The 21,826-nt window shown below is 61.2% G+C and carries 16 protein-coding genes; 7 read left to right on the top strand and 9 right to left on the bottom strand.

Annotation, left to right across the window (positions count from 1 at the left end):
• Positions 1-32: 32 nt before the first annotated feature.
• Positions 33-875, bottom strand: a complete 843-nt coding sequence (locus C0Z18_RS24435; protein WP_102648096.1) for a class I SAM-dependent methyltransferase — start codon at positions 873-875, stop codon at positions 33-35.
• A 189-nt stretch (positions 876-1,064) separates the two neighbouring features.
• Here C0Z18_RS24435 and C0Z18_RS24430 point away from each other — a divergent pair, with 189 nt between their 5' ends.
• Positions 1,065-1,886 (top strand): lysozyme inhibitor LprI family protein, encoded by an 822-nt coding sequence (locus tag C0Z18_RS24430; RefSeq protein ID WP_146014091.1) that lies wholly within the window; start codon positions 1,065-1,067, stop codon positions 1,884-1,886.
• Positions 1,887-1,995: 109 nt separating this feature from the next.
• Positions 1,996-2,412, top strand: coding sequence for a GNAT family N-acetyltransferase (locus C0Z18_RS24425; RefSeq protein WP_233217470.1), 417 nt, complete (start codon positions 1,996-1,998; stop codon positions 2,410-2,412).
• A 10-nt stretch (positions 2,413-2,422) separates the two neighbouring features.
• On the opposite strand, the gene C0Z18_RS24420 is transcribed toward C0Z18_RS24425, so the two are convergent.
• Positions 2,423-3,127: a GNAT family N-acetyltransferase gene (locus C0Z18_RS24420; protein ID WP_102648025.1), complete on the bottom strand. Its 705-nt coding sequence runs from the start codon at positions 3,125-3,127 to the stop codon at positions 2,423-2,425.
• Between the two features lie 268 nt (positions 3,128-3,395).
• Between C0Z18_RS24420 and C0Z18_RS24415 the strand changes: the two genes are divergently transcribed.
• On the top strand, positions 3,396-3,899 hold the full coding sequence (locus C0Z18_RS24415) for a hypothetical protein (RefSeq protein WP_146014090.1): 504 nt from the start codon (positions 3,396-3,398) through the stop codon (positions 3,897-3,899).
• 35 nt (positions 3,900-3,934) lie between these two features.
• On the opposite strand, the gene C0Z18_RS24410 is transcribed toward C0Z18_RS24415, so the two are convergent.
• A complete protein-coding gene (locus C0Z18_RS24410) occupies positions 3,935-4,702 on the bottom strand; it encodes a helix-turn-helix transcriptional regulator (RefSeq protein WP_102648095.1) in 768 nt (255 codons plus the stop codon).
• A 90-nt stretch (positions 4,703-4,792) separates the two neighbouring features.
• Here C0Z18_RS24410 and C0Z18_RS24405 point away from each other — a divergent pair, with 90 nt between their 5' ends.
• The 3 genes from C0Z18_RS24405 (at position 4,793) to acnB (ending at position 8,596) form a co-directional block, all read left to right on the top strand.
• On the top strand, positions 4,793-5,329 hold the full coding sequence (locus tag C0Z18_RS24405; protein ID WP_102648023.1) for a peroxiredoxin-like family protein: 537 nt from the start codon (positions 4,793-4,795) through the stop codon (positions 5,327-5,329).
• A 117-nt stretch (positions 5,330-5,446) separates the two neighbouring features.
• A complete protein-coding gene (locus tag C0Z18_RS24400) occupies positions 5,447-5,737 on the top strand; it encodes a hypothetical protein (protein WP_102648022.1) in 291 nt (96 codons plus the stop codon).
• A gap of 273 nt (positions 5,738-6,010) precedes the next feature.
• Positions 6,011-8,596 carry a bifunctional aconitate hydratase 2/2-methylisocitrate dehydratase gene (gene acnB, locus C0Z18_RS24395; RefSeq protein WP_102648021.1) on the top strand — a complete coding sequence of 862 codons (2,586 nt, stop codon included), beginning with the start codon at positions 6,011-6,013 and terminating at the stop codon, positions 8,594-8,596.
• Between the two features lie 82 nt (positions 8,597-8,678).
• Here the strand turns inward: acnB and C0Z18_RS24390 are convergent, their stop codons facing one another.
• The 6 genes from C0Z18_RS24390 to C0Z18_RS24365 all read right to left on the bottom strand — a co-directional run bounded on the left by C0Z18_RS24390 (position 8,679) and on the right by C0Z18_RS24365 (position 15,351).
• Complete coding sequence (locus C0Z18_RS24390) at positions 8,679-9,443, bottom strand: FadR/GntR family transcriptional regulator (RefSeq protein ID WP_233217468.1); 765 nt, start codon at positions 9,441-9,443, stop codon at positions 8,679-8,681.
• Between the two features lie 18 nt (positions 9,444-9,461).
• Complete coding sequence (gene arfA, locus C0Z18_RS24385) at positions 9,462-10,973, bottom strand: arabinosylfuranosidase ArfA (RefSeq protein WP_102648020.1); 1,512 nt, start codon at positions 10,971-10,973, stop codon at positions 9,462-9,464.
• A gap of 58 nt (positions 10,974-11,031) precedes the next feature.
• A complete protein-coding gene (locus C0Z18_RS24380; protein WP_102648019.1) occupies positions 11,032-12,363 on the bottom strand; it encodes an extracellular solute-binding protein in 1,332 nt (443 codons plus the stop codon).
• Between the two features lie 123 nt (positions 12,364-12,486).
• Positions 12,487-13,350 carry a carbohydrate ABC transporter permease gene (locus tag C0Z18_RS24375; RefSeq protein WP_102648018.1) on the bottom strand — a complete coding sequence of 288 codons (864 nt, stop codon included), beginning with the start codon at positions 13,348-13,350 and terminating at the stop codon, positions 12,487-12,489.
• On the bottom strand, positions 13,347-14,273 hold the full coding sequence (locus C0Z18_RS24370) for a carbohydrate ABC transporter permease (RefSeq protein ID WP_102648017.1): 927 nt from the start codon (positions 14,271-14,273) through the stop codon (positions 13,347-13,349). Before C0Z18_RS24370 ends, C0Z18_RS24375 begins: the two co-directional genes overlap by 4 nt.
• Positions 14,263-15,351, bottom strand: a complete 1,089-nt coding sequence (locus C0Z18_RS24365) for an ABC transporter ATP-binding protein (RefSeq protein ID WP_199189537.1) — start codon at positions 15,349-15,351, stop codon at positions 14,263-14,265. Before C0Z18_RS24365 ends, C0Z18_RS24370 begins: the two co-directional genes overlap by 11 nt.
• A gap of 413 nt (positions 15,352-15,764) precedes the next feature.
• On the opposite strand from C0Z18_RS24365, the gene C0Z18_RS24360 reads away from it, so the two are divergent.
• Positions 15,765-21,824 (top strand): alpha-2-macroglobulin family protein, encoded by a 6,060-nt coding sequence (locus C0Z18_RS24360; RefSeq protein ID WP_102648093.1) that lies wholly within the window; start codon positions 15,765-15,767, stop codon positions 21,822-21,824.
• Positions 21,825-21,826 lie beyond the last annotated feature (2 nt).

The following is a 21,826-nucleotide window of genomic DNA, read 5'->3' as shown; positions in this document are numbered from 1 at the left end:
CGACTTGTGCGTAGCACAATGCCACAGTCATGTCATTCGCGCAGCCTCGTCGCGCGTGCTTCAATCAGGCGAAGCCCCCAACCGGTACGGAGCCGCCCTTCTCTGTCGAGCATGCTGGACAGTTCTCCAACAAGCGCCTCTCTCAGCTTGAGCCGAGCCGCACCCGACAGTCTGTCGATGTCGTAGGTTTCGATAAGCGCACCCCAGAGTTCGTCCAGCGTCGGTTGCCATGGGACATCGACGTCTTCCATCTTTAGATCATGGAAATTGCTGTCCAAGAGGCCTGTCCAGCCGTCTATGCTGCGCGTTCTACGATCCCCCATCGCCATCGGTCGAAGATCAACCTTCGCAATGGGTCGAAAAATATCGAGGAAGATATCGTTCGCCTCGCCCAACAAAAACGTGCGCCCAACGATCGCGGCAAATCTCCCGTCGGGAATCAGAACCCGGTGAATCTCAGAGAGCACGGCTTCGATGTCGTCCATGAGCATCAGGGCCATGTGAGACACGACGACGTCGATCGACCCGCCTGCCAGAGACATGCGTTGCGCAAGCTCTCTCAGCAGAAGTATTCGACGCGGCAGGCGTCGCCTGGCGACGCCAAGTTCGCCGTCACTGAGGTCGACGCCAATTAGCTTGGATGGGATCGAGGCCGCATCGAGAAGGCCAAGGAGATATCCATCGCCACAAGCGACATCGAGAATGGTGCCATGAGCGGGGCAATCGAGCGCGGCAGCGGCGAGGACCTCGTAAGAAGACTTGTATGTACGAAACCTGGTCTCGGCCGGCAAACCGGCAAAAGCAGCACTCGTCGCGCCTGGCACGCGTTGATGGAAATCCTGCAGATATCGTTCGCTGGGCGAGAACACGTCCATGTGGCGCACGCATAACGAGCTTGGGAGCGAGCATGTTAGCTGATCGAAATGATTCGCGACGTGTACGGCACATCATGACAGAGTTAAATTCAACCGCTCGACCCAATCGGCTCAATCGCCGACAATTCGCCAAACGATCTCGCATAACCGTTCACGCCCACGACGATGCTCTCAATCACGCGATTTTTCTTGTTCGCCACCACCACCGCTTTAATGTTCAATAGCGCAGTATCCGCCGCGCAGAATTCAGCGATCCCGGGCACGTCCCAAGAGCCCGCTCAGAGCGGACACAACTACGTGTACGACCGCGACGGGACATATGGTTACGAGCGTTCGCCCGGAGAGGAAGAGCGGCGTAACGGCACTACGGGCACGCCTCTCGTACTGGCCTCGTACGTCGGCCACCACGGCGATGAATACGAGATCAATATCCAGCACGACTACGAGCCGTTGGAGAGCTTGGATATCCGTTGCACACTGCCCTGTTCGGTTGCCACGCTCGGACAGATCGTGCCGCCACTTGCACCAAGAGTCCAAACCGTCGCGGTGCCATCAACGTCTGTACTGAGTTCGATCATAAAAGATGCGATCGATGACAAGCTGGTTCTTTTCGGAAAGGCTGTCCAAGGCGACTCTGGCCCACCGCAGGACGCGGGGGAGCGCATGTGGAACCTCGTCAACGCGCCGCGACCATGGATATCCACGCCTTACGCAGTCTCAATCAAGAATCCGTTGGCGCCCAGCTTCGACTGCAAAAGCGCACATACGACGGCTGAGAACTTGATCTGCGCAAATCCGGACCTGACGCGTGCGGATTGGCGTCTCGCCGAAAGCTATTTCATTGCGCAACTCGTTGCAAAGAACCAAACGGACCTTGAAAATTTTGCCCAACGCCGCTGGGATGAACGTGATCGGAAATGCGATGATGCAGCGTGCGTATCGGCATGGGATCAGCACATGCAGCTCGAATTCGAGACGGTTGCCCGCACGGGTGACGTCGCAGGCGACTAACGCTCAAGTCTGGAGCATAGTCAACGCCGTTGCATGCAACCACGTAGCGGTTTCTAACGCAACGGCAATCGAAACTCAGAGGAACACAAAAATGTTTTCCATCAGGGCAATGACCATAGAAGACTACGATGCGGTCATCCACTTGATGAAGCAGACACCGGGCATTACGTTCAGAGACGCCGACTCGCGCGAGGCCACGCGACGATACCTCGACCGGAACCCCGGCTTGAGCTTCGTTGCAACTGTCGACGATGAAATCGTGGGATGCCTGATGTCCGGGCACGACGGCCGTCGCGGATATCTCCAGCATCTCATCGTGCTACCGACGCATCGCCGCAAGGGCATTGCCCATTCGCTTGTCGAAAAGTGCTTAGCCGAATTGGAAAGACTCGGCATCGTTAAAAGTCACGTCGATGTCCTCAAGTCGAACCAACTCGCGCATTCCTACTGGAGTAGCCAAGGATGGACGCTGAGAACGGATATCGATCGATACTCGCTGATACGTGGCGGAAATTCGAATGCGTGAGTACCCCGAGTTAGCCCAGCACCGTGAGGTACATCTCGCGCCGTTCGACGAAGCCCAACGCGCGATAGAGCGCAATGGCCCCATGGTTCGACGTGAGAGCCTGCAGGAAGGGGGTCTCGCCTCGGGCGCTGATGGCCGTGATCAGCTGCTTCACGAGCCCTGTCGCATGGCCTCGCCCTCGAAACGCCGCGTCCACGCAGACGGCGCTGATTTCCGTATATCCGTCGACGCGTAAGCGCTCCCCCGCCATCGCAGCCAACTTCCCGTCTTCGCGCACACCCTTATAGGAACCGAGTTCAATGGTGCGCGTCCCGAAGGGGCCGGGCTGCGTGGCGGCGATCAAGGCCATTATTTCCGGCACATCGGCTTCGGAGAGCCTGACGTGGTCGCATGTACTTGAGGACTCGAGCATGCCTTGCCAGACCATTTGCAGCAGCTTGGCCCGCCAGATAACCGTGAAGCCGGCCGGAACGTCCAATTCGTCCGGTGTAAGCAGAGAAGCCGGTCCCTCCGCCTCGATGAGTTCGCGTAAAGCCGCGAACGACGCCGGATGAGTATCGGCCATCGCCGCAAAGGGCGAGATGGCCGCCGGAAACCGTAACGCCCTATCGCCGCCGAGCGCAAAGCGACTTTGCTCGCCCGTGAGTGCATTCCATATCGCCTCGTCGAGCGGGTGGTCATCCATCGATGCTTTCCTTGCTGCGCGTTCAAGCATGTGTCGCCCCTGAATTTAAGGCTTTCTATCACGCCCAGTAGAAAGCAATCAATAGCGAGGCAACGGATACGAACGCGAGCGCTCGGGACGAGCTTGCCCCGGCGCGTGCCCAGCCGCAAGCTCTATAAAGTCTGCACAGGCGCTGCCGATATACCCGCTATCCCGCGCCTGCGCGCGCATCCATTGAAATACGTTCACTCAACCGCTGTCTGCACGGTGTTATCGCTGCCGCCCCGCCACCGTTCATAGCTACCCGAACGACCCGCCTATGTCTCGTACCCATATGCTCCTCGCCTTGCTCGCTTGCGCAAGCGCGATGATCGTCCCCCAAGCATTCGCCCAAAACGCCGATATGACGGAAGAACAATTGAGCCGCATGACTGGCGTCGATCCACTGTGGGTTCACATCACCCCATGCCTGGCGAGTTCAGTGTTCGAATCTACGCTGGCCAAGGAGCGGGCCGACGGTGTCACGCCGGACCAACTGCGTAAGCAGCTCGCCGATCAATTGGCGAGCAACCCAAAACTCGAGACGTACCTCGCCGATTTCTACAGCGTCGACGAGAAGGCAATCGCCGATGACATTCGGCAAAAGCACGACAACTGCGTCGCGAACATCACTGGCGCACCGCTCGGGCAAGTCGACGCATGCTACGAACGGCTCTACGCGCCGTACCTTCAGACACTGTTTGGCTCACATCCGCAGGCCGCGGATCCACGCGGCACGAGAATCGCCTATACAGCCTGCCTTAAAAAAGCACTAGGGCAGTGACCGATCGCCGTCACAAATAGCCGGGCGCGCCGCAACTACCCGTGCCGCGCCACAATGGGCGGGTGCCCGAATGCACGCACATACGCGCGAGAGAACGCGGACGCACTGCCAAACCCGACTCGCTGAGCCACCGCCTTGATTTTGGCTCCGTTGGCCAACGCCCGCCGGGCGAGCATCAGTCGCCACGCCGTGAGGTAAGCGCTGGGCGTCGTGCCCACCGTCTGGCGAAACGAAGCCATGAATTGGCTACGCGAGAGCCCCGAAACGCACGCAAGGTCCTCCACGCGCCAAGGCCGATCGGGAGCATCGTGCATCGCAACCAGCGCGCGATGAAGCGCTGGGTGGGAGAGTCCGGCAAGAAGTCCCGGTGCTCTCGTACCGGCATCGATCACTTGTCGCAGCACCAACAACAGCATGACCTCGCAAAGCCGGCCGATTACCGCGCTTTGACCGCATCGTGCATTTAACGCCTCCTCCACGAACCCACTTGCAATCCCGTGCAAAACGGTCGATTCGTCGACATCCACGACGACTCGCTCCGGCAACGCAACGATAAGCGGATTCGACGATCCACCGAAGCTGATCGACGCTACGACGAGCACCTGGCCATCAACCGGCGCACTCAGCGGCGAGTCCGTATCGAGAACGAGTTGCCGCGCCAACTGCCGCGCGTCGCCAACGACCATCAAGCGTGCATCTGCCCCCGGTGTAGGACGGTCCGACACGGAGACCGACAAATCGAATGCCCTGAAAAACGCGGACAGACGGTCGACCTTGCCCGCAGGCACCGGACGCTCAGTCATGTATTTCGGATTATCCATGTCAAAAAGTATGCGAGAGTCGAGTCTCATCGTCAACCGGCGCCGTTCGTCCGCCCAGAAAGGAGTCTCGCCATGCTTATCCCTCGACAAGTCGCCCCCGAACTCATCGTCGAAACCTTGAGCCACGGTCGGTTTGATCTCGCCGCGGACGCGCCCGGACGCATGACGCTAGTTTGTTTTTATCGTGGACTGCATTGCCCGATCTGCGCCATGTATTTGAAGGAACTCGAACGATTGACCCCGGAATTCGCGGAACGAAACGTCACGACGATCGCGATCAGTTCCGATAACGAATCACGCGCGCTAGAGATGGGGAAAAAGATCGGGGCCAACGATTTGCGTCTCGGCTACGGACTTTCGTTAGTCGATGCCCGCAAGTGGGGCCTCTATATCTCGACCTCTCGCGGCAAGACTTCCATCGGGATCGAAGAGCCCGAACGGTTTTCCGAGCCCGGCTTGTTTCTGATCCGTCCGGACCGGACCATCTACTATCTTTCGGTCCAATCGATGCCGTTCGTGCGGCCAAATTTCAGGGAACTGTTACAGGCTATCGATTTCGCCATCGCGCACGATTATCCGGCGCGCGGCGAGTACATCGGGGAACTATGATCGCCGAGCCCGCCCCGCCAGCCTTCGAGAAACGAAATTCACCATTGCTAACATCGCGATTTATAAGCGGCGCTCGCTTTCCTACTCTTTATGAGTTCAACTAAGGAGGAAAGGGCCATGAACAAGACTATCGGTACATTAATCGCTGCGGGCGTCGCACTCGCGCTATCGGGCGGAGCGTTTGCGCAAGGCAATAACACGCTGGCCACACCGAGCACGAAATCGCCGGCCGATATGTCGAGCAGCGGCTATGGCACGCCAGGCGCCACGACTTCCGAGAGTGGCACGGGTTGGCAAGACTCGGGACAGTCGAACGGCGCCAATATGGGCTCGACGTCCGCCATGCCCGCTAATGGCGTGAACAATACGCTGGCCACGCCGTCCACGAAGTCGCCGGCGGGTCAATAACGCTCACCGCTCCAACGGGCGTTGCGAAAAAAAGACCGCTGCCCTAACAGGGCAGCGGTCTTTTTACATCCAGCCTCCGCTCCCACATCAGCCAACCTACTCCCACCCTGCCCCCGTGATCCGCCTCCGAACTCTTATATAAGATATAAGATATTTGACGATCCGCCACCATCGCGCATAGAATCGCGTACGGAAAGCAGCGCGCCGGGGAACGGCAACCCCCTCGGCGCACCTGACGAACCGCCCCTGAAACGCCATATCAGCAGGTCCCCCATGCTTGAAAACTTTCGTGCACACGTGGCCGCACGCGCCGCGCTCGGTATTCCTCCCCTGCCGCTAACGGCTCAGCAGACCGCCGAGTTGGTGGAATTGCTGACGAATCCGCCCGCGGGCGAAGAGCAGGCTCTGGTCGATCTGATCACCCACCGTGTTCCCGCCGGCGTGGACGAAGCCGCCCGCGTGAAGGCCGGATTCCTGGCCGCCGTGGCCAAGGGCGAAACCGCCTGTGCGCTGATCTCGCGCGCTCGCGCAACGGAGTTGCTCGGCACGATGCTGGGCGGCTACAACATTCAGCCGCTGATCGAGTTGCTGGCCGACGCCGAAGTGGGCACCGTGGCCGCCGACGCGCTGAAGAAAACCCTCTTGATGTTCGACCAGTTCCACGACGTCAAGGAACTCGCCGACAAGGGCAACGCCAACGCGCGCGCCGTCATGCAAAGCTGGGCCGACGCCGAGTGGTTCACGAGCCGCCCGGAAGTGCCGCAAAGCCTGACGATCACCGTCTTCAAAGTCACGGGCGAAACCAACACCGACGACCTCTCGCCGGCTCCGGACGCCACGACGCGCCCCGACATCCCCATGCACGCGCTGGCGATGCTCAAGAACGCACGCCCCGGCATCACCCCGGAAGAAGACGGCAAGCGTGGCCCGGTCAAATTCATCGAGTCGCTGAAGGAAAAGGGCCACTTGGTCGCCTACGTAGGTGACGTGGTCGGCACGGGCTCCTCACGCAAATCGGCCACCAATTCGGTGCTCTGGTTCACGGGCGAAGACATCCCCTACGTTCCGAACAAGCGCTTCGGCGGCGTGTGCCTGGGCGGCAAGATCGCCCCGATCTTCTACAACACGATGGAAGACGCCGGTGCCCTGCCGATCGAACTCGACGTCTCCAAGATGGAAATGGGCGACGTCGTCGAGCTGCGTCCGTACGAAGGCAAAGCCCTGAAGAATGGCGAAGTCATCGCCGAATTCCAGGTCAAGTCGGAAGTCCTGTTCGACGAAGTGCGCGCAGGCGGCCGCATTCCTCTGATCATCGGCCGCGGCTTGACGGCCAAGGCGCGCGAAGCGCTGGGCTTGCCCGCGTCGACGCTGTTCCGCCTGCCGCAGCAGCCGGCCAGCAGCAATAAAGGCTTCTCGCTGGCGCAGAAGATGGTCGGCCGCGCGTGCGGTCTGCCGGAAGGCCAAGGCGTGCGCCCGGGCACCTATTGCGAACCGAAGATGACGTCGGTGGGCTCGCAAGACACCACGGGCCCGATGACCCGCGACGAACTGAAAGACCTGGCGTGCCTTGGCTTCTCGGCCGACCTCGTCATGCAATCGTTCTGCCACACGGCCGCCTATCCGAAGCCGGTGGACGTGAAGACGCATCAAACGCTGCCGAACTTCATCAGCACGCGCGGCGGTATCGCGCTGCGTCCGGGCGACGGCGTCATCCACTCGTGGCTGAACCGCATGCTGCTGCCCGATACGGTCGGTACGGGCGGCGATTCGCACACGCGTTTCCCGATCGGCATCAGCTTCCCGGCGGGCTCGGGCTTGGTCGCCTTCGCGGCCGCCACCGGCACGATGCCGCTGGATATGCCCGAATCGGTGCTGGTCCGCTTCAAGGGCAAGATGCAGCCGGGCGTCACGCTGCGCGATCTGGTCAACGCGATTCCGCTGTACGCCATCAAGCAAGGCATGCTGACCGTTGCCAAGCAGGGCAAGAAGAACATCTTCTCGGGCCGCATTCTCGAAATCGAAGGTTTGCCCGATTTGAAGGTCGAGCAAGCGTTCGAATTGTCGGATGCTTCCGCCGAACGTTCGGCCGCCGGTTGCACGGTGCATCTGAACAAAGAGCCGATCATCGAATACCTGAACAGCAACGTCACGTTGCTCAAGTGGATGATCGCTCAGGGCTATCAAGACCCGCGCAGCCTGCAACGCCGGATCGCGGCGATGGAGCAGTGGCTGGCCGATCCGCAATTGCTGTCCCCCGATGCCGACGCCGATTACGCAGCCGTCATCGAGATCGACCTGGCCGATATCCACGAACCGATCGTGGCCTGCCCGAACGATCCGGACGACGTGAAGACGCTCTCGGACGTGGCCGGCGCCAAGATCGACGAAGTGTTCATCGGCTCGTGCATGACCAACATCGGCCACTTCCGCGCGGCATCGAAGCTGCTCGAGGGCAAGCGCGATATCCCGGTCAAGCTGTGGGTGGCTCCGCCCACCAAGATGGATCAAAAGCAGTTGACCGAGGAAGGTCACTACGGTGTGTTCGGCACCGCCGGTGCCCGTACCGAAATGCCGGGCTGCTCGCTGTGCATGGGCAACCAAGCACAGGTGCGCGAAGGCGCGACGGTCATGTCCACGTCGACGCGTAACTTCCCGAACCGTTTGGGCAAGAACACGAACGTGTATCTCGGCTCGGCGGAATTGGCCGCGATCTGCTCGCGTCTGGGCAAGATCCCGACCAAGGAAGAGTACATGGCCGACATGGGCGTGCTCACCGCCAACGGCGACAAGATCTACAAGTACATGAACTTCGATCAAATCGAAGACTTCAAGGAAGTCGCCGATACCGTGCAGGCGTAAAGCAGGCCACGGCGCTACGGCGAGATCAGCTCGTCGTAGCGCCATCCTCATCCCGCGTGCGCTGAGCACACCTCAATACGGATCACGGCGCGATCGTATAGCGTTGAATCCGGTCGCGTGACGATTCGAGCAAGCGCGTCATGGCCTTCGATGCCGCATCGGCTTCGCGCGCCAGGATGTGCTTGCGCACCGCATCGTGCAGCTCGAGATCCTCGCTCGGCTGCGCGGCCTGCCGCTGCATCATTTCCGACGACACGCGCAACGCCGCTTTGATCGCGTTGCCGATCGTGATGAACATACCGTTCTGCGAAGCCGTGATAATCGCCAGGTGGAATTCGAGGTTGGCGTCGGCGGCAGCCCGAATGTCCGACGCTCCGTGCTTCGCCGATTGGTCATACGCCGCGGCGAGTTCAAGATAGCGCCGTTCGATGATCTGGAACGTTTCCTCTTTACCGTGACGTGCCGCCAAAAAGCTCGCGCGCGGCTCGAAACACAATCGCATTTCGAAGATATCTTCGACGATCTTCGAATCGAATTGCGCGTGCAGGCGCCAGGCGAGCACGTCGCGATCCAGTAGATTCCAGTCGGAGAAAGGCAGAACGCGCGTACCGATTTTGGGGGAGACGGCAATCAGCCGCTTGCCGGCCAATTGCTTGATCGCTTCGCGCAGCGTCGTTCGACTCACGCCGTACGCGCTGCATAGTTCGCTTTCGACCGGCAGCGCATCGCCCGGGGCGAACTCGCCCGAGACCACACGCATGCCGATTATCTTCGCGATCTGCGTCGTAATATTGCCAACGATCGGTTCGCGCTCGAACATCACTTCCCCTTCATAGGCATCGCGCACAAGGGCGTCCGTGCCGCGTTATTTGGCAGTCGTCACGATCACGTTCCACGAGCCCGGCTTGAGCTTCGCGCGCACGCGCTCCCCATCGACCGACACGGCCTCGTTGACCGCCGGCGCAACCGTCGCGGGCGCATCCACCGTGTTCACCGCTTTCATGTTGGCATGATACAACTCGATCGCTTGACCGAGCGTTCGTTCTCGACCGAGCCCACGCAACTCGATGTCGAGCTCCATGTCGTCGCTCAAGTGACGGTTGAGCGCGAAAATCGCCGTCGTTCCGGTGGCGCGATCGTCCACCACGGCGGCGCACAGATAGGGGATCTCGGGAAATGTTTCGGCCTCGTAACTCGGCGATTGGATCACCGGCTTGAGCACGCGCCCATGACCGAATTTCGATGCATGCGAAAACGGATGGAAGATCGTTTGGCGCCATGCACGGCCACCGGGCTCGGTCATGATCGGGCCGATCACATTGACGAGTTGCGCAAGACAAGCGCTCTTTACCCGGTCGGCATTGTTCATCATCGTGATCAACGCGCCGCCCACCACGATCGCGTCTTCGTGGTTATAAACCTCTTCGATGAGCCGCGGCGCTTCGGGCCACCCCGGCTTGCGCAAGTCGTTGATAGTGCGTGCTTTGTACCAAACGTTCCACTCGTCGAACGAGAGCATGATCCGCTTGGACGAATGCTTGCGCGCCGCCACGCTGTCGGCCACCGCGACGATCTCCTTGATGAACAGGTCCATCACTTCGATGTTGCCGAAAAATTCCGCCGTCGAATCGCGCCGATTCTCGAAGTAGGTATGCAGTGAAATGAAATCGACCTGTTCGAAGCAGTGGTCGAGGACGCGGTCCTCCCACATCCCGTAGGTGGGCATCTCGTGCGTGGATGAACCGCATGCGGCAAGCTGAATCGTGGGGTCCACCGAACGCATGACCTTCGCCGTCTCCAGGGCGGCGCGCCCGTATTCGTCGGCCGTCTTGCGACAGATCTGCCATGGTCCGTCCATCTCGTTGCCCAAGCACCAGAATTTGATATCGTGCGGTTTTTCGTAGCCGTGTTCGCGGCGAAGGTCAGAGAGCGCCGTTCCGCTGGGATGGTTGCAATATTCGATAAAGCGGCGCGCCTCGTCGGGGCCGCGCGTACCGAGGTTCACGCCGTACATCGGCTCGATATCGAGCGCCCTGCACCACTCGATGAACTCGTTCGTGCCGAACTGATTCGTTTCCGTCGAATACCATGCGAGATCGAGGCGGCGCGGACGCTTCTCGCGCGGCCCCACCCCATCTTCCCAGTTGTAGCCCGATAGAAAGTTGCCGCCCGGATAGCGCACGATCGTCGGGCCGAGCTCGCGCGTCAATTCCATGACGTCCTTGCGGTAGCCGCGCTCGCCGGCCTCGGGATGCCCGGGCTCGAAAATGCCGGTGTAGACGCAGCGGCCCATATGCTCGACGAAGACGCCGAATACGCGCCGGTCGAGCTCGGAAATGACGAAGTCGCGATCGACGATGAGGCGGGAAGCGATCATGGTGTTCCTCTATCCATCCTTGAGCTATAGGTAAATGGCGCGCTAGCCTGCGATGAAATCAGCGCGCGAGCAAAGCGTTGGTGCGTTGTTCGGCTTGCTTTTGCACATCGGCAACCGACTTTCCGGTCGAGAGCATGTTGCTGATCTCTTCGCCTACGATCTGTTGAATCGCGAACTGCCGCGGCACCGTATTGGGTAACGCATATCCGGTGGTGGAGATCTCCTTGATTTCCGAGCGGTGCGGCAGCGCATTGAAGGCGGCGCTCGTGATCACCGACTGACGCGCCGGTAAATGGCCTGTACGAGCCCAATCGCCATCATGGTCGTATAGAAATTTCAGAAAGACGAGCGCGGCGTGCCGTGTCTTTTCGTCCTTCGCCCCGCCCTTGAGCATGACCCACGAGTGTCCATCGGCCCACACCGCCTTCTTTTGGAAGAGATTCGGGAACGGGACGACGTCATAGCCATTTGCAAGCGCGGTACCGGCTTTGTTGGCAAGATTGGTGAAGTCCTCGATCACCCATGTGCCGCACATGAGCACGCCGGCCTTGCCGTTTTCGAATGCCTGGTTCGCCGCGCCATAGTCGAGCCCGGGTGTGATGTCGCCCGCTTTCATGAGCTTGTCGTATAGCGTGAGCGCGTTGGCGGCAGCCGGCGTGTGCATATCGATCTTCGTCGGACCGTTCGGAAACAGCGTCCCGTTTTGCTGATACACCCAGGTGTAGAACGTGCGCGTTTGCGCCGCCGACTCATTGGCGATCGGCACGGCGAAGTAAGGCAAGCCCGTCTTGTCCTTGAACTGCTTCGCCTGCGCGAGCAGTTCATCGGGCGTTTTGGGCAGGACGGGCTTGCCGCTCGCGTCCAGAAGCCCCGCTTTCCTGAACAGATTCAGATTGATATGCCAGAGCCAAGAATGTGTATCGAACGGCAGCGCATAGGTCTTGCCTCCGAACGTGATGGCGCGATGGGCCTGGCTCGTGAAGTCGTTCTTGTCGATGCCGACCGCTTTGAACCCGTCATCGAGCGCCTCGACTAGGTTGCGCTTCACATAGTCGCCGAGCACGGCCTCGTGCATGACCGAGATGGTCGGCACGTCGCGGCTTAGGATTCGCGCATCGAGCTGCGTGTAGTACGGCGTCCATTCGATGATCTGCGGCTTGACGACGATATCTTCCTTGTTCGTCGCATTGAACTCGTTCACGATCGTCGTGATGATGCCGCACTCGCCCGACGCTTTGCTCACGTCGTTGACCTTGCCGTATTCGGCGTCGCAAGCGCCAAAGAAACGCGATAGCGTGATCTCCGTTTTCGCTCGAGCCGGCACCGCTATGGTCGCGGCGGCACTGAGCACGGTCAACGCGACAATGCCGCGCACCAACGATCTACTCATCTTTCGTCTCCTGGGAAAGCCGGCGGCATACATACTTGTTCGCATGCTCGCGGCTTATTTCATTAGTACTGCTAATGAACTGCGATCGGATGACACAAGCACCCGCCTAGACGCGGTTTTCGACTACCGAACGGCCGTTCCGGACACGGCCGCCACGATGTATTTTTGGAAGAACAGATACAGCACGAAGATGGGCAGTCCAGCGAATATGGCCTGTGCCATGAGATAGCCGATGCCTTCGGACTGCGCGAAATTGCCTTGCGTCGAAGCGAGTCCGATCGTCAACGTGTACATCTCCGGCTTCGACGCGGAAACGAGCGGCCAAAGATAGTCGTTCCAAGCACTGAGAAACGTGAAGATCGCAAGTGTGGCCTGTGCGGGCAACGACAGCGGGAGCACGATGCGCCAGAACACCTTGAAGCGCGACGCGTTGTCGAGCAATGCCGCCTCCTCGATCTCGACGGGCACGGCCTTGAAGTACTGCGTCATGAGATAAACGCCGAAGGGAGAGGCAAGGCGCGGAAGGATCAATGCGCCGTACGTGTTGTGCCAATCGAGCGTCGCGAAAATATGGTGCAGCGGGATGACGAGCGCCTGCTCGGGCACCGCCAGGCCGCACAAGCAGAGGACGTAGACGTAGCGCCGGCCGGGGAATTCGGTACGGGCGAATCCGTAGCCCGCGAGCGAAGCGATGACGAGCGTCAACACAGTCTGGCCGATGGCGACGATCAGACTATTGACGAGCCATCCGCCCACCGCCGAGGTATTCAAGATGTTCGTATAGTTGCGCAACGTGAACGGCGGAGAGAAGAGCACGTCCGTATGCTGCTCGAGAAACGCGTTCGGTTTGAACGAAAGGCAGAGCACCCAAACGAGCGGCGTGATCCAGATTAGCGCGAACACGATCACCGCGCCGAGCATCAAGCGCTCGCCGAGCAGTCCCGTCAGACGGCCGCGTGATCGCGTTTCGAAAGCGAGTGTGCTCATGCCTTCTCCTTCTTGCGCAGCAGCCACGCCTGCACGGCCACGCCGATCAGCATCAACACGAACAACACCTGCGCCGCCGCTGCGGAATAGCCGAACGACCATTGCCGGAAACCGGCCTCGTAGATGAATTGGACGAGCGGCCGCGTGGAGTTGTTCGGTCCGCCATCCGTCAACAATTGAGCCTGGCCGAACAACTGGAATTGCAGTACCGCCTCGATAACCGCGACGAGCGCGACGGTGCGCCAAATCGAAGGCAGCGTGATCTTCGTAAAGGTGCGCCAGCGCGTCGCGCTGTCCAGCGCGGCCGCTTCATAGAGTTCCGGCGGAATCTGTTGAAGCGCGGCGAGGAAGAGCATCATCGGCAGTCCCATGATCCACCAGACCGTTACGACGGCAATCGCAGGCAGCGCGGTGGCTTCGTGCATCAACGGAACGAATTCCGGAAGGTGCAGCGCGTGACTGACGTCGGCGAGCAGGCCGTTACCGGGCATCATCACCAGCTTCCACACCAATGTGACGATGGTGACCGAGAGAACCGACGAGCCGAAAAACAGTGCACGCAGCGCGGCGCCCAATCGGCCCGGGCGATTGAGCACGAGCGCGAGTGCGAGGCCGAGCACCACGAAGACGGGTACCGTCAGCGCCACGAAATAGAACGTATTGCGCATCGCGCCGCGGAATATCGGGTCGAGCGCGAGATCGAGATAATTACGGATGCCGATGAACTCGCTCGTGCCCGCGAGTAGATCGACGCGTTGCAAACTGAGCCACCAGCCGAACCCCAGCGGGACGATCAGCAGCAGCAAGTAGACGATCAAGAACGGCAGCACGAACAAAGCGTTCGACCACGGGGCGCGCACATCGCGCCGCCCACCTGCGCGCGCTTCCGGCAGCGGCATGGTCAAGGAACGGTTAGAGGCCATGCCAGGCCTTCCCGATCTCGTCGAACAGATGCACGTGGGCCGCATCCAGAGTCATCCGGATCGTGTCGCCGATTCCGACTTCGCGGTCGGATGCGCGCGGCAGTTCGGCCACGAGCAATTGGCCGTTGGGCATCGTCGTATGCACGAGCGAACGGTCGCCGAGCCGCTCGATCACCTCCGCGCGCCCGGCCAACGGCCCTTGCGGATCGAGCAAAACGTGTTCGGCGCGCACGCCCAACGTCAGCTTGCCTGCCGGTACGCTCGCCGCCTGGATGGCGGTGGGCGCTTGCACGCCTTCGAATGGCAGCGCAACGATCAATCGTCCGCCGTTTTCGCCCGCGCGCTCGACATCGATGAAATTCATTGCAGGCGAGCCCACGAAGCCCGCGACGAACCGCGTGGCAGGTCGCTTGTAGATGTCGAGCGGGGCACCGATCTGCTCGATGCGGCCTCGGTTCATGACGACGATACGCGTGGCCAGCGTCATCGCTTCGACCTGATCGTGCGTCACGAACACCATCGTGGAATGCAAACGCCGATGGATACGCGCGAGTTCGAGCCTCGTACGGGCACGCAGCGCGGCATCCAGATTCGATAAGGGTTCGTCGAACAAGAAGGCTTCGGGCTCCTTGACCACGGCCCGGCCGATCGCGACGCGTTGACGCTGCCCACCCGATAGCTGGGCCGGACGGCGTTGCAGCAGCGCCCCGAGTTCCAGCATGCGAGCCGCTTCGTTGATGCGCTGTTCGACTTCGCCCGCGCCGACGCCCGTGTTGCGCAAGCCGAAGGCCATGTTGTCGTACACCGTCATGTGCGGATAGAGCGCGTAATGCTGAAATACCATCGCCACGCCGCGCCTGCCTGGCGCCTGCTCGTTCACGCGTCGATCGCCGATGCTGATCTGCCCTTCGCTGACGGTCTCCAGGCCCGCGATCATGCGTAACAAGGTGGATTTTCCGCAGCCGGAGGGGCCGAGGAAGACGAGGAACTCACCCGAGTGAATGTCGAGGTCGAGGCCGGTAATGACCTCGTTGTCTCCATACCGCTTCGTTACGCCGCTCAATCGGATGCCCGTCACGGTGCCTCCCGGAGTAGTCTCGTACCGCCGCAAATAGTATGTTGATATTATGAAAAGAATGCGGGTGGCACCCATCCGTGTAAACACTGACGGTACAAAGAATCCCGCTTTCGGAGACGCACGCATGCAGCCGGTGACCCGGCATTACGCACGTCATTGCCCACCGCTCTCTCGCGCTTGTTCTGGTCACACCCTGTATGGCATGATCGCGACCAGTTTTTGCATTGCTCCGGACCGAACCAATCGATACCGGCAATGCCCGCGCGTTGAGAGGCGCGGCGCTAAACCCCAACTGCTCTGCAATAAAAAGTGCGTGCGCCACGAGTAGACCGCGTACGAATTCGGCGGTAATAACAAACGTTAAAAGAATCGGGGGGCCGCGGCTTGCACGCTTTTCCCTCGAAATGGAAAGCATGGGCCTCCTGCGATTTCTGATTCTCCTGCCGCTGCGCATCGTTCGCGGCCTGCTCCACTTCTTGGCGCTCATCGCGCGCCCGATATTCGGCAGCGTCTCTTGGTCCGCACCGGCATGGGTTTCCACTGCCCGCGCCGCGGTCCAACGCAATCCGCGGCAATTCGCAGGCCGCGGTCTCGCCGCATTCGCGCTCATCGCCGCCGCGTGGGGCGGCTGGCACTGGTATGCGCATCGTCCAAGGCCGCCCGAGCCCGAGCGCATTACGTTCCAGGTGAAGGCCCCGCCGGTGACGAGCTACGTGCAGGCGGACGGCGCCCCGAAGATCACCATCCATCCGCTTGAAGTGGATCTTTCGCGCTCGGGCGCGCCGATTTCGCTGGTGGGCAAGACGGTGACGAAGGGCATCGTCATGAAGCCGGCGCTCAAAGGCGAATGGACATGGGCCGACGATCGTACGCTGCGCTTCATGCCCGCCGCAGATTGGCCCATCGGCACGCATTTCGAAGTCAGCTTCGACGTCAAGCAAGCGTTCGCCCCGCACGTGCTGATGGCGGACGATCATCTCGCCTTCGACACGGCGCCCTTCACGGCGCAGGCCGGCGAGGCCGAGTTTTACCAAGATCCGCAAAACGCCACGGCCAAGAAAACGATCATGCCGGTGCGGTTCAACTACCCGGTGGACGTCGCTCAATTCGAAAAACGCATCGCGCTGGCCATGGCCGGTCCCGACGGCAAATTCAATACGCCGCTGAAGTTCTCGGTCGTCTACGATGCAACGAAGCTGAACGCCTGGGTCCATTCGCAGCCGCTCGATCTGCCGCATGACGACGGGGCGGTTCAACTGACGCTCGATAGCGGCGTGCGCAGCGCACGCGGCGGCGCGGGCACGAAAGATCCGCTGACGTCGGTCGTGCGTGTGCCTGGCTTGTATAGCCTGACCGTCAAAAGCCTGAGTCCGACCCTCGTCGACAACGACCACTACGAACCGGAACAAGTGCTCGTCGCCGAGATGAGCGGCGCGGTGCGCGGCAGCGACCTGACCGGGGCGATCAAGGCGTGGGTATTGCCCAAACGCAAGCCGGACGCCGATCAAAGCGACGACGATCCCCCGTACGAGTGGGACGCCGCCGACGTTAGCGAAAGCGTGCTGCGGCAATCGAAGCCGCTCAACCTCGAGCTGGTTCCGACCGAGAACGAATACGCCGAGCTGCAGAGCTTCAAGTTTCACGCCGACCCCGGCCAACGCGTCTACGTACGCATCGCCTCCGGCTTGAAATCGTTTGGCGGCTACATGCTCGGCAAGTCGACCGTCCAAACCTTCACCGTGCCCGATTACCCGAAGCTGCTGCGCTTCATGGCCGATGGCTCGCTGCTGTCGATGAGCGGCAGCAAACGGATCTCCGTGGTGTCGCGCAATCTGCCCGGCATGAAGTTGGAAATCGGCCGCGTCTTGCCGGACCAACTGCAGCATTTGGTGAGCTTCAATCAAGGCAGCTATACGCAGCCGGACCTGGGCTATAGCTTCAGCGAGGATCACATCGTCGAACGCTTCGAGCAAAAGCGGGTATTCCCGAAAGCGGGCCCCGGCGAGGCGCACTACGAGGGCGTGGATCTCGGCCAGTATCTGAAAGAGGGCAAGCGCGGCGTATTCTTGTTGCACTTGTCGGCGTACGACCCGGTCGCCGAAAAGAAAAAGGCGGACAAGGCCGCGCAAGCGGCCGACGGCAATGGCAATGCCGATGACAGCAACGGCAGCGACGACGCCAACAACGGCGACAGCAGCGACAACGACAACTCGCCGTCGCCGACCGACACGCGCATGATCGTCGTCACCGACCTCGGCATGCTGGTCAAGCGCGCGCTGGACGGCAGCCAGGACGTGTTCGTCCAGTCGATCCATACGGGCGCCCCCGTAGGCGGGGCGACGGTATCGGTCCTCGCGCTGAACGGTCAGACGCTGTACACACAGGACACGACGGCCGATGGCGTCGTGCACTTCCCCACGTTCAAGGGCCTCGACCATGAAAAGAAGCCCATGCTCTACGTGGTCAAGAAGAACGACGACCTCTCGTTCCTGCCGATTGGCGGCCAAGATCGCCAACTCGACTTCTCGCGTTTCGACGTAGGCGGCGAGCGCAATCCGACGAGCGAAGGCCAGCTCTCCGCGTACCTTTTCTCGGATCGCGGCATCTATCGCCCGGGCGACCTGTTTCATATCGGCCTGATCGTACGCGCGGCAAGCTGGTCGCGCAGTCCGTCCGGCGTGCCGTTACAAGCGGAGGTCGTCGATCCGCGCGGCATCACCGTCAAGCGCATGCCGGTGTCCGTCGGCGATGCCGGCTTTGGCGAAGTGTCCTACACGCCATCGGAAACGGCACCCACGGGCACGTGGACGGTCAATCTCTATATCGTCAAGAACGGCAAGACGGATGCGCCGATCGGCTCGACGACGGTCCAAGTGAAGGAATTCATGCCCGACCGCATGAAGGTCGAGGCAAAGCTTTCGCAGCAAGTCGCCGAAGGATGGGTCAAGCCCGACCAATTGACGGGCCTCGTCGATGCGCAAAACCTCTTCGGCACGCCGGCCGCGGACCGGCGCGTCGAGGCGTCGCTGACGCTGCGTCCGGTGTGGCCGCAATTCCGTAGCTGGCAGGACTATCACTTCTTCGACGTTCGCCGCGCGCAGGAGGGCTATACCACCAACCTGCAAGACGGCAAAACCGACGATAAAGGCCATGCTCAGTTCGATCTCGATCTCAAGAAATACGCCGACGCGACCTACCAGTTGTATTTCCTCGCCAAGGCCCACGAAGCCGAAGGCGGCCGCAGCGTCGCGGCGAGCGCGCAAACGCTGGTCTCCAACGATGACTGGCTCGTCGGCTACAAATCGGTCGACGATCTGAGCTACGTGACGCGCGGCAGCCCGCGCTCGGTCCGCTTCGTGGCGATCGATCCGAAGGCGAAAGCGATGGAGCTCAAGGGCTTGACGGTGCAACTCGTCGAACGCCGCTATGTCTCGGTGCTGACCAAGCAAGACTCGGGCGTCTACAAGTACGACTCGCGCCTGAAGGAGATCCCGATCAGCGAAAGTCCGCTGACGATCCCGGCCGCGGGTCTCGCCTACACGCTCGCGACCGACAAGCCGGGCAACTACGCCCTCGTGATCCGCCGCGCCGACCGCACGGAAGTGAATCGCGTCGAATACTCGGTGGCCGGCGATGCGAACGTTTCGCGCTCGCTCGATCGCAATGCCGAATTGCAAATCAACTTGAGCAAGCACGACTATGCGCCGGGCGAACCAGTCGAGATCGCGATTCGCGCGCCGTATGCCGGTAGCGGCTTGATTACGATCGAGCGCGACAAGGTGTACGCGCACGCTTGGTTCCATTCCGATACCACGAGTTCGGTGCAGCACATCACAGTGCCGCCCGGTTTCGAAGGCAACGGCTATATCAACGTCCAGTACATTCGCGACCCGTCGTCCGACGAGATCTTCATGAGCCCGCTCAGCTACGGCGTCGTGCCGTTCTCGGCGAGCATGGACGCGCGGCGCAACGCGCTGACGCTCGACGCACCGGCGCTCGTCAAGCCGGGACAAACGGCAACGTTCAAGCTGCATGCCGCGCACCCGACCAAGGCCGTGGTTTTCGCCGTCGACGAGGGCATCTTGCAAGTCGGCCGCTACAAGCTCGGCGATCCGCTGCAATTCTTCTTCCGCAAACGGATGCTCGAAGTGGGGACGTCGCAGATTCTCGATCTGATCCTGCCGGAGTTCGAGAAGCTGATGCAAATGGCGGCTCCCGGCGGCGACGCCGACGATGCGATCGGCAGCCAGCTCAATCCGTTCAAGCGCAAACGCGACAAGCCCGTCGTGTATTGGTCGGGTATCGTCGACGTGAACGGCGAGAAGGATGTCAGCTACACGGTGCCGGATTATTTCAACGGCAAGCTGCGCGTGATGGCGGTGGCGGTGTCTCCGGATCAGGTCGGCACGGTCACCTCGAACACCACGGTGCGTGGCGACTTCGTGCTGTCGCCGAACGTACCGACGACGCTCGCGCCCGGCGACGAGGCCGAGGTCAGCGTCGGCGTAGCCAACAATCTCACGGGCCAAGGCGACAAGCCGATCCCGGTCACCGTGGCGCTGTCCACCGGTCCGCAATTGCAGGTGCTCGGCAACGCCTCGCAGCAATTGAACCTGGCATCGATGCACGAAGGTGTGGCGCTCTTTCACGTCAAAGCAACCGGCACGCTCGGCTCGGGCAATCTGAACTTCAGCGCACGTTACGGCGGCAAGTCGGCAGCGCAAAGCGTCGATCTCTCCGTGCGTCCCGCAGCCGCCTATCGCACGCAGGTGGATATCGCGCGAGTGGGAGCGAACAGCAGCGCGGACGTCCCGGGGCTACGCACGATGTACGACGCCTACGCCGCGCGCGAGGCGAGCATCTCGACGGTGCCGGTCGTACTGTCGCAAGGGCTCGCATCGTGGCTCGTCAACACGCAGAACTACTGTAGCGAGCAACTCGTGAGCGAGGCCATGCCGCGGATGATCGCCACGAAGTGGCCCACGGTGCCGGCGCTCACGCGCGCGCTCCAGCCGACCAATGGGGCCGCGCGGCAAGGCAACGATCAAGCGCTCGCGCAGATGCTCGATGCGCTGCGTTCGCGCCAAAACAGCGAGGGCGGCTTCGGTGTCTGGACCGCCACGCCGGACGCCGACCCGTTCGTCTCCGCGTACGCGATGCATTTCCTGCTGGAAGCGCGCGACCGAGGGGTGGCGGTACCCAAAGACATGCTCGATGCGGGCAATCAGTACCTGCACCGTCTGGCGAGCGACGACAGCTTGGATTCGCTCGACTTGCTGCGCCAGCGGGCCTATGCGGTCTATCTGCTGACGCGGCAGGGCAACGTGACGACGAACGATCTGGCCGCCGTGCAAAAGCGCTTGCAGGAAGCCTTCCCGAACGATTGGAAGAACGACCTCGCGGCCGCATGGCTCGCGGCGGCCTACGAGTTGCTGATGCAAGACAAGGAAGCCAAAGCCCTGATCGCCGGACCGCAGCGCGCGCTCGAAGCGAAGCTGGACGATAAGAATTTCGGTTACGGCTATTACACCGACCCGCTCACGCGCGATGCCAGCGTGCTCTATTTGCTCGCGAAGCATTTCCCCGATCGTGCAAAGGCGCTCTCGCCGCAGGTGATGGAAAACATCGCCATCCCGCTTGCGCATAACGAGTTCAATACTCTGTCCTCGGCGATGACGGTTCTCGCGCTCGATGCATACGCCAATCTGAACGCGAGCGGGCTCGAGAAGCTCTCGATCAACGAAGTGCATGCGGACGGCAGCGTCAAAGCGATATCTTCGTTGCAAGGCGGCCTGCTGCAATCGGGTAGTTGGAGCGCGGCCGCGACGAAGCTGCGTTTCGCGAACGGCAGCGCCATGCCGGCGTGGCGAGTCACGAGCCAATCGGGCTACGATCGCGGCGTGCCCGACAAGGCGATCGCCAATGGACTCGAGATCGTGCGCGAGTACACGGATGCAAACGGCAAAGCGCTCGACAAGATCACGGTCGGCCAAGAGATCCAGGTCCACGTCAAGATTCGCGCGACGGGCAGCCAAGCCGTCGGCAATGTCGCGATCGTCGATCTGCTGCCCGGCGGCTTCGATCCTGTGATGGAGCCTGCACCGGCCGCGAATCAGCCCGACGACAGCGGTAACGGACAGAGCGACGCATCGGGCGATCAGCAGGGCGATCAGTCCGGCGACGCATCGAGCCAAGACGCCGAGAACGGCGGCGGCGCCCAACCGGCACCGTGGCGCTCGCCGATCGGTTTGCCGAGTTCCACCTGGCATCCCGAGTATGCGGACATCCGCGAGGATCGCGTCGTCCTTTACGGCACGGCGACGTCGGACGTCAAAGAGTTCGTCTATCGCATCCGGGCCGGCAACGCAGGCAAGTACGTCGTCCCGCCCGCTTTCGGCGAGTCGATGTACGATCGCCGCATCCAGGCACGCTCGCAAGGCGGCGCCACGCTCACGGTGGAGCGCCCGAGGTAATC

The sequence above is a fragment of the Trinickia dabaoshanensis genome (genome assembly GCF_002879885.1).
In the GTDB taxonomy this organism is placed as follows: Bacteria; Pseudomonadota; Gammaproteobacteria; order Burkholderiales; family Burkholderiaceae; genus Trinickia; species Trinickia dabaoshanensis.
This window is presented reverse-complemented; position numbering and strand designations above follow the sequence as displayed.

What these genes read in the sequence shown, in the direction of transcription:
- C0Z18_RS24410 (WP_102648095.1), bottom strand. Translation starts at nt 4,702, where the DNA reads ATGACTGAGCGTCCGGTGCCTGCGGGCAAGGTCGACCGTCTGTCCGCG.
- C0Z18_RS24360 (WP_102648093.1), top strand. Translation starts at nt 15,765, where the DNA reads ATGGGCCTCCTGCGATTTCTGATTCTCCTGCCGCTGCGCATCGTTCGC.
- C0Z18_RS24420 (WP_102648025.1), bottom strand. Translation starts at nt 3,127, where the DNA reads ATGCTTGAACGCGCAGCAAGGAAAGCATCGATGGATGACCACCCGCTC.
- C0Z18_RS24435 (WP_102648096.1), bottom strand. Translation starts at nt 875, where the DNA reads ATGGACGTGTTCTCGCCCAGCGAACGATATCTGCAGGATTTCCATCAA.
- acnB (WP_102648021.1), top strand. Translation starts at nt 6,011, where the DNA reads ATGCTTGAAAACTTTCGTGCACACGTGGCCGCACGCGCCGCGCTCGGT.
- C0Z18_RS24375 (WP_102648018.1), bottom strand. Translation starts at nt 13,350, where the DNA reads ATGAGCACACTCGCTTTCGAAACGCGATCACGCGGCCGTCTGACGGGA.
- arfA (WP_102648020.1), bottom strand. Translation starts at nt 10,973, where the DNA reads ATGATCGCTTCCCGCCTCATCGTCGATCGCGACTTCGTCATTTCCGAG.
- C0Z18_RS24405 (WP_102648023.1), top strand. Translation starts at nt 4,793, where the DNA reads ATGCTTATCCCTCGACAAGTCGCCCCCGAACTCATCGTCGAAACCTTG.
- C0Z18_RS24415 (WP_146014090.1), top strand. Translation starts at nt 3,396, where the DNA reads ATGTCTCGTACCCATATGCTCCTCGCCTTGCTCGCTTGCGCAAGCGCG.
- C0Z18_RS24370 (WP_102648017.1), bottom strand. Translation starts at nt 14,273, where the DNA reads ATGGCCTCTAACCGTTCCTTGACCATGCCGCTGCCGGAAGCGCGCGCA.
- C0Z18_RS24425 (WP_233217470.1), top strand. Translation starts at nt 1,996, where the DNA reads ATGACCATAGAAGACTACGATGCGGTCATCCACTTGATGAAGCAGACA.
- C0Z18_RS24380 (WP_102648019.1), bottom strand. Translation starts at nt 12,363, where the DNA reads ATGAGTAGATCGTTGGTGCGCGGCATTGTCGCGTTGACCGTGCTCAGT.
- C0Z18_RS24400 (WP_102648022.1), top strand. Translation starts at nt 5,447, where the DNA reads ATGAACAAGACTATCGGTACATTAATCGCTGCGGGCGTCGCACTCGCG.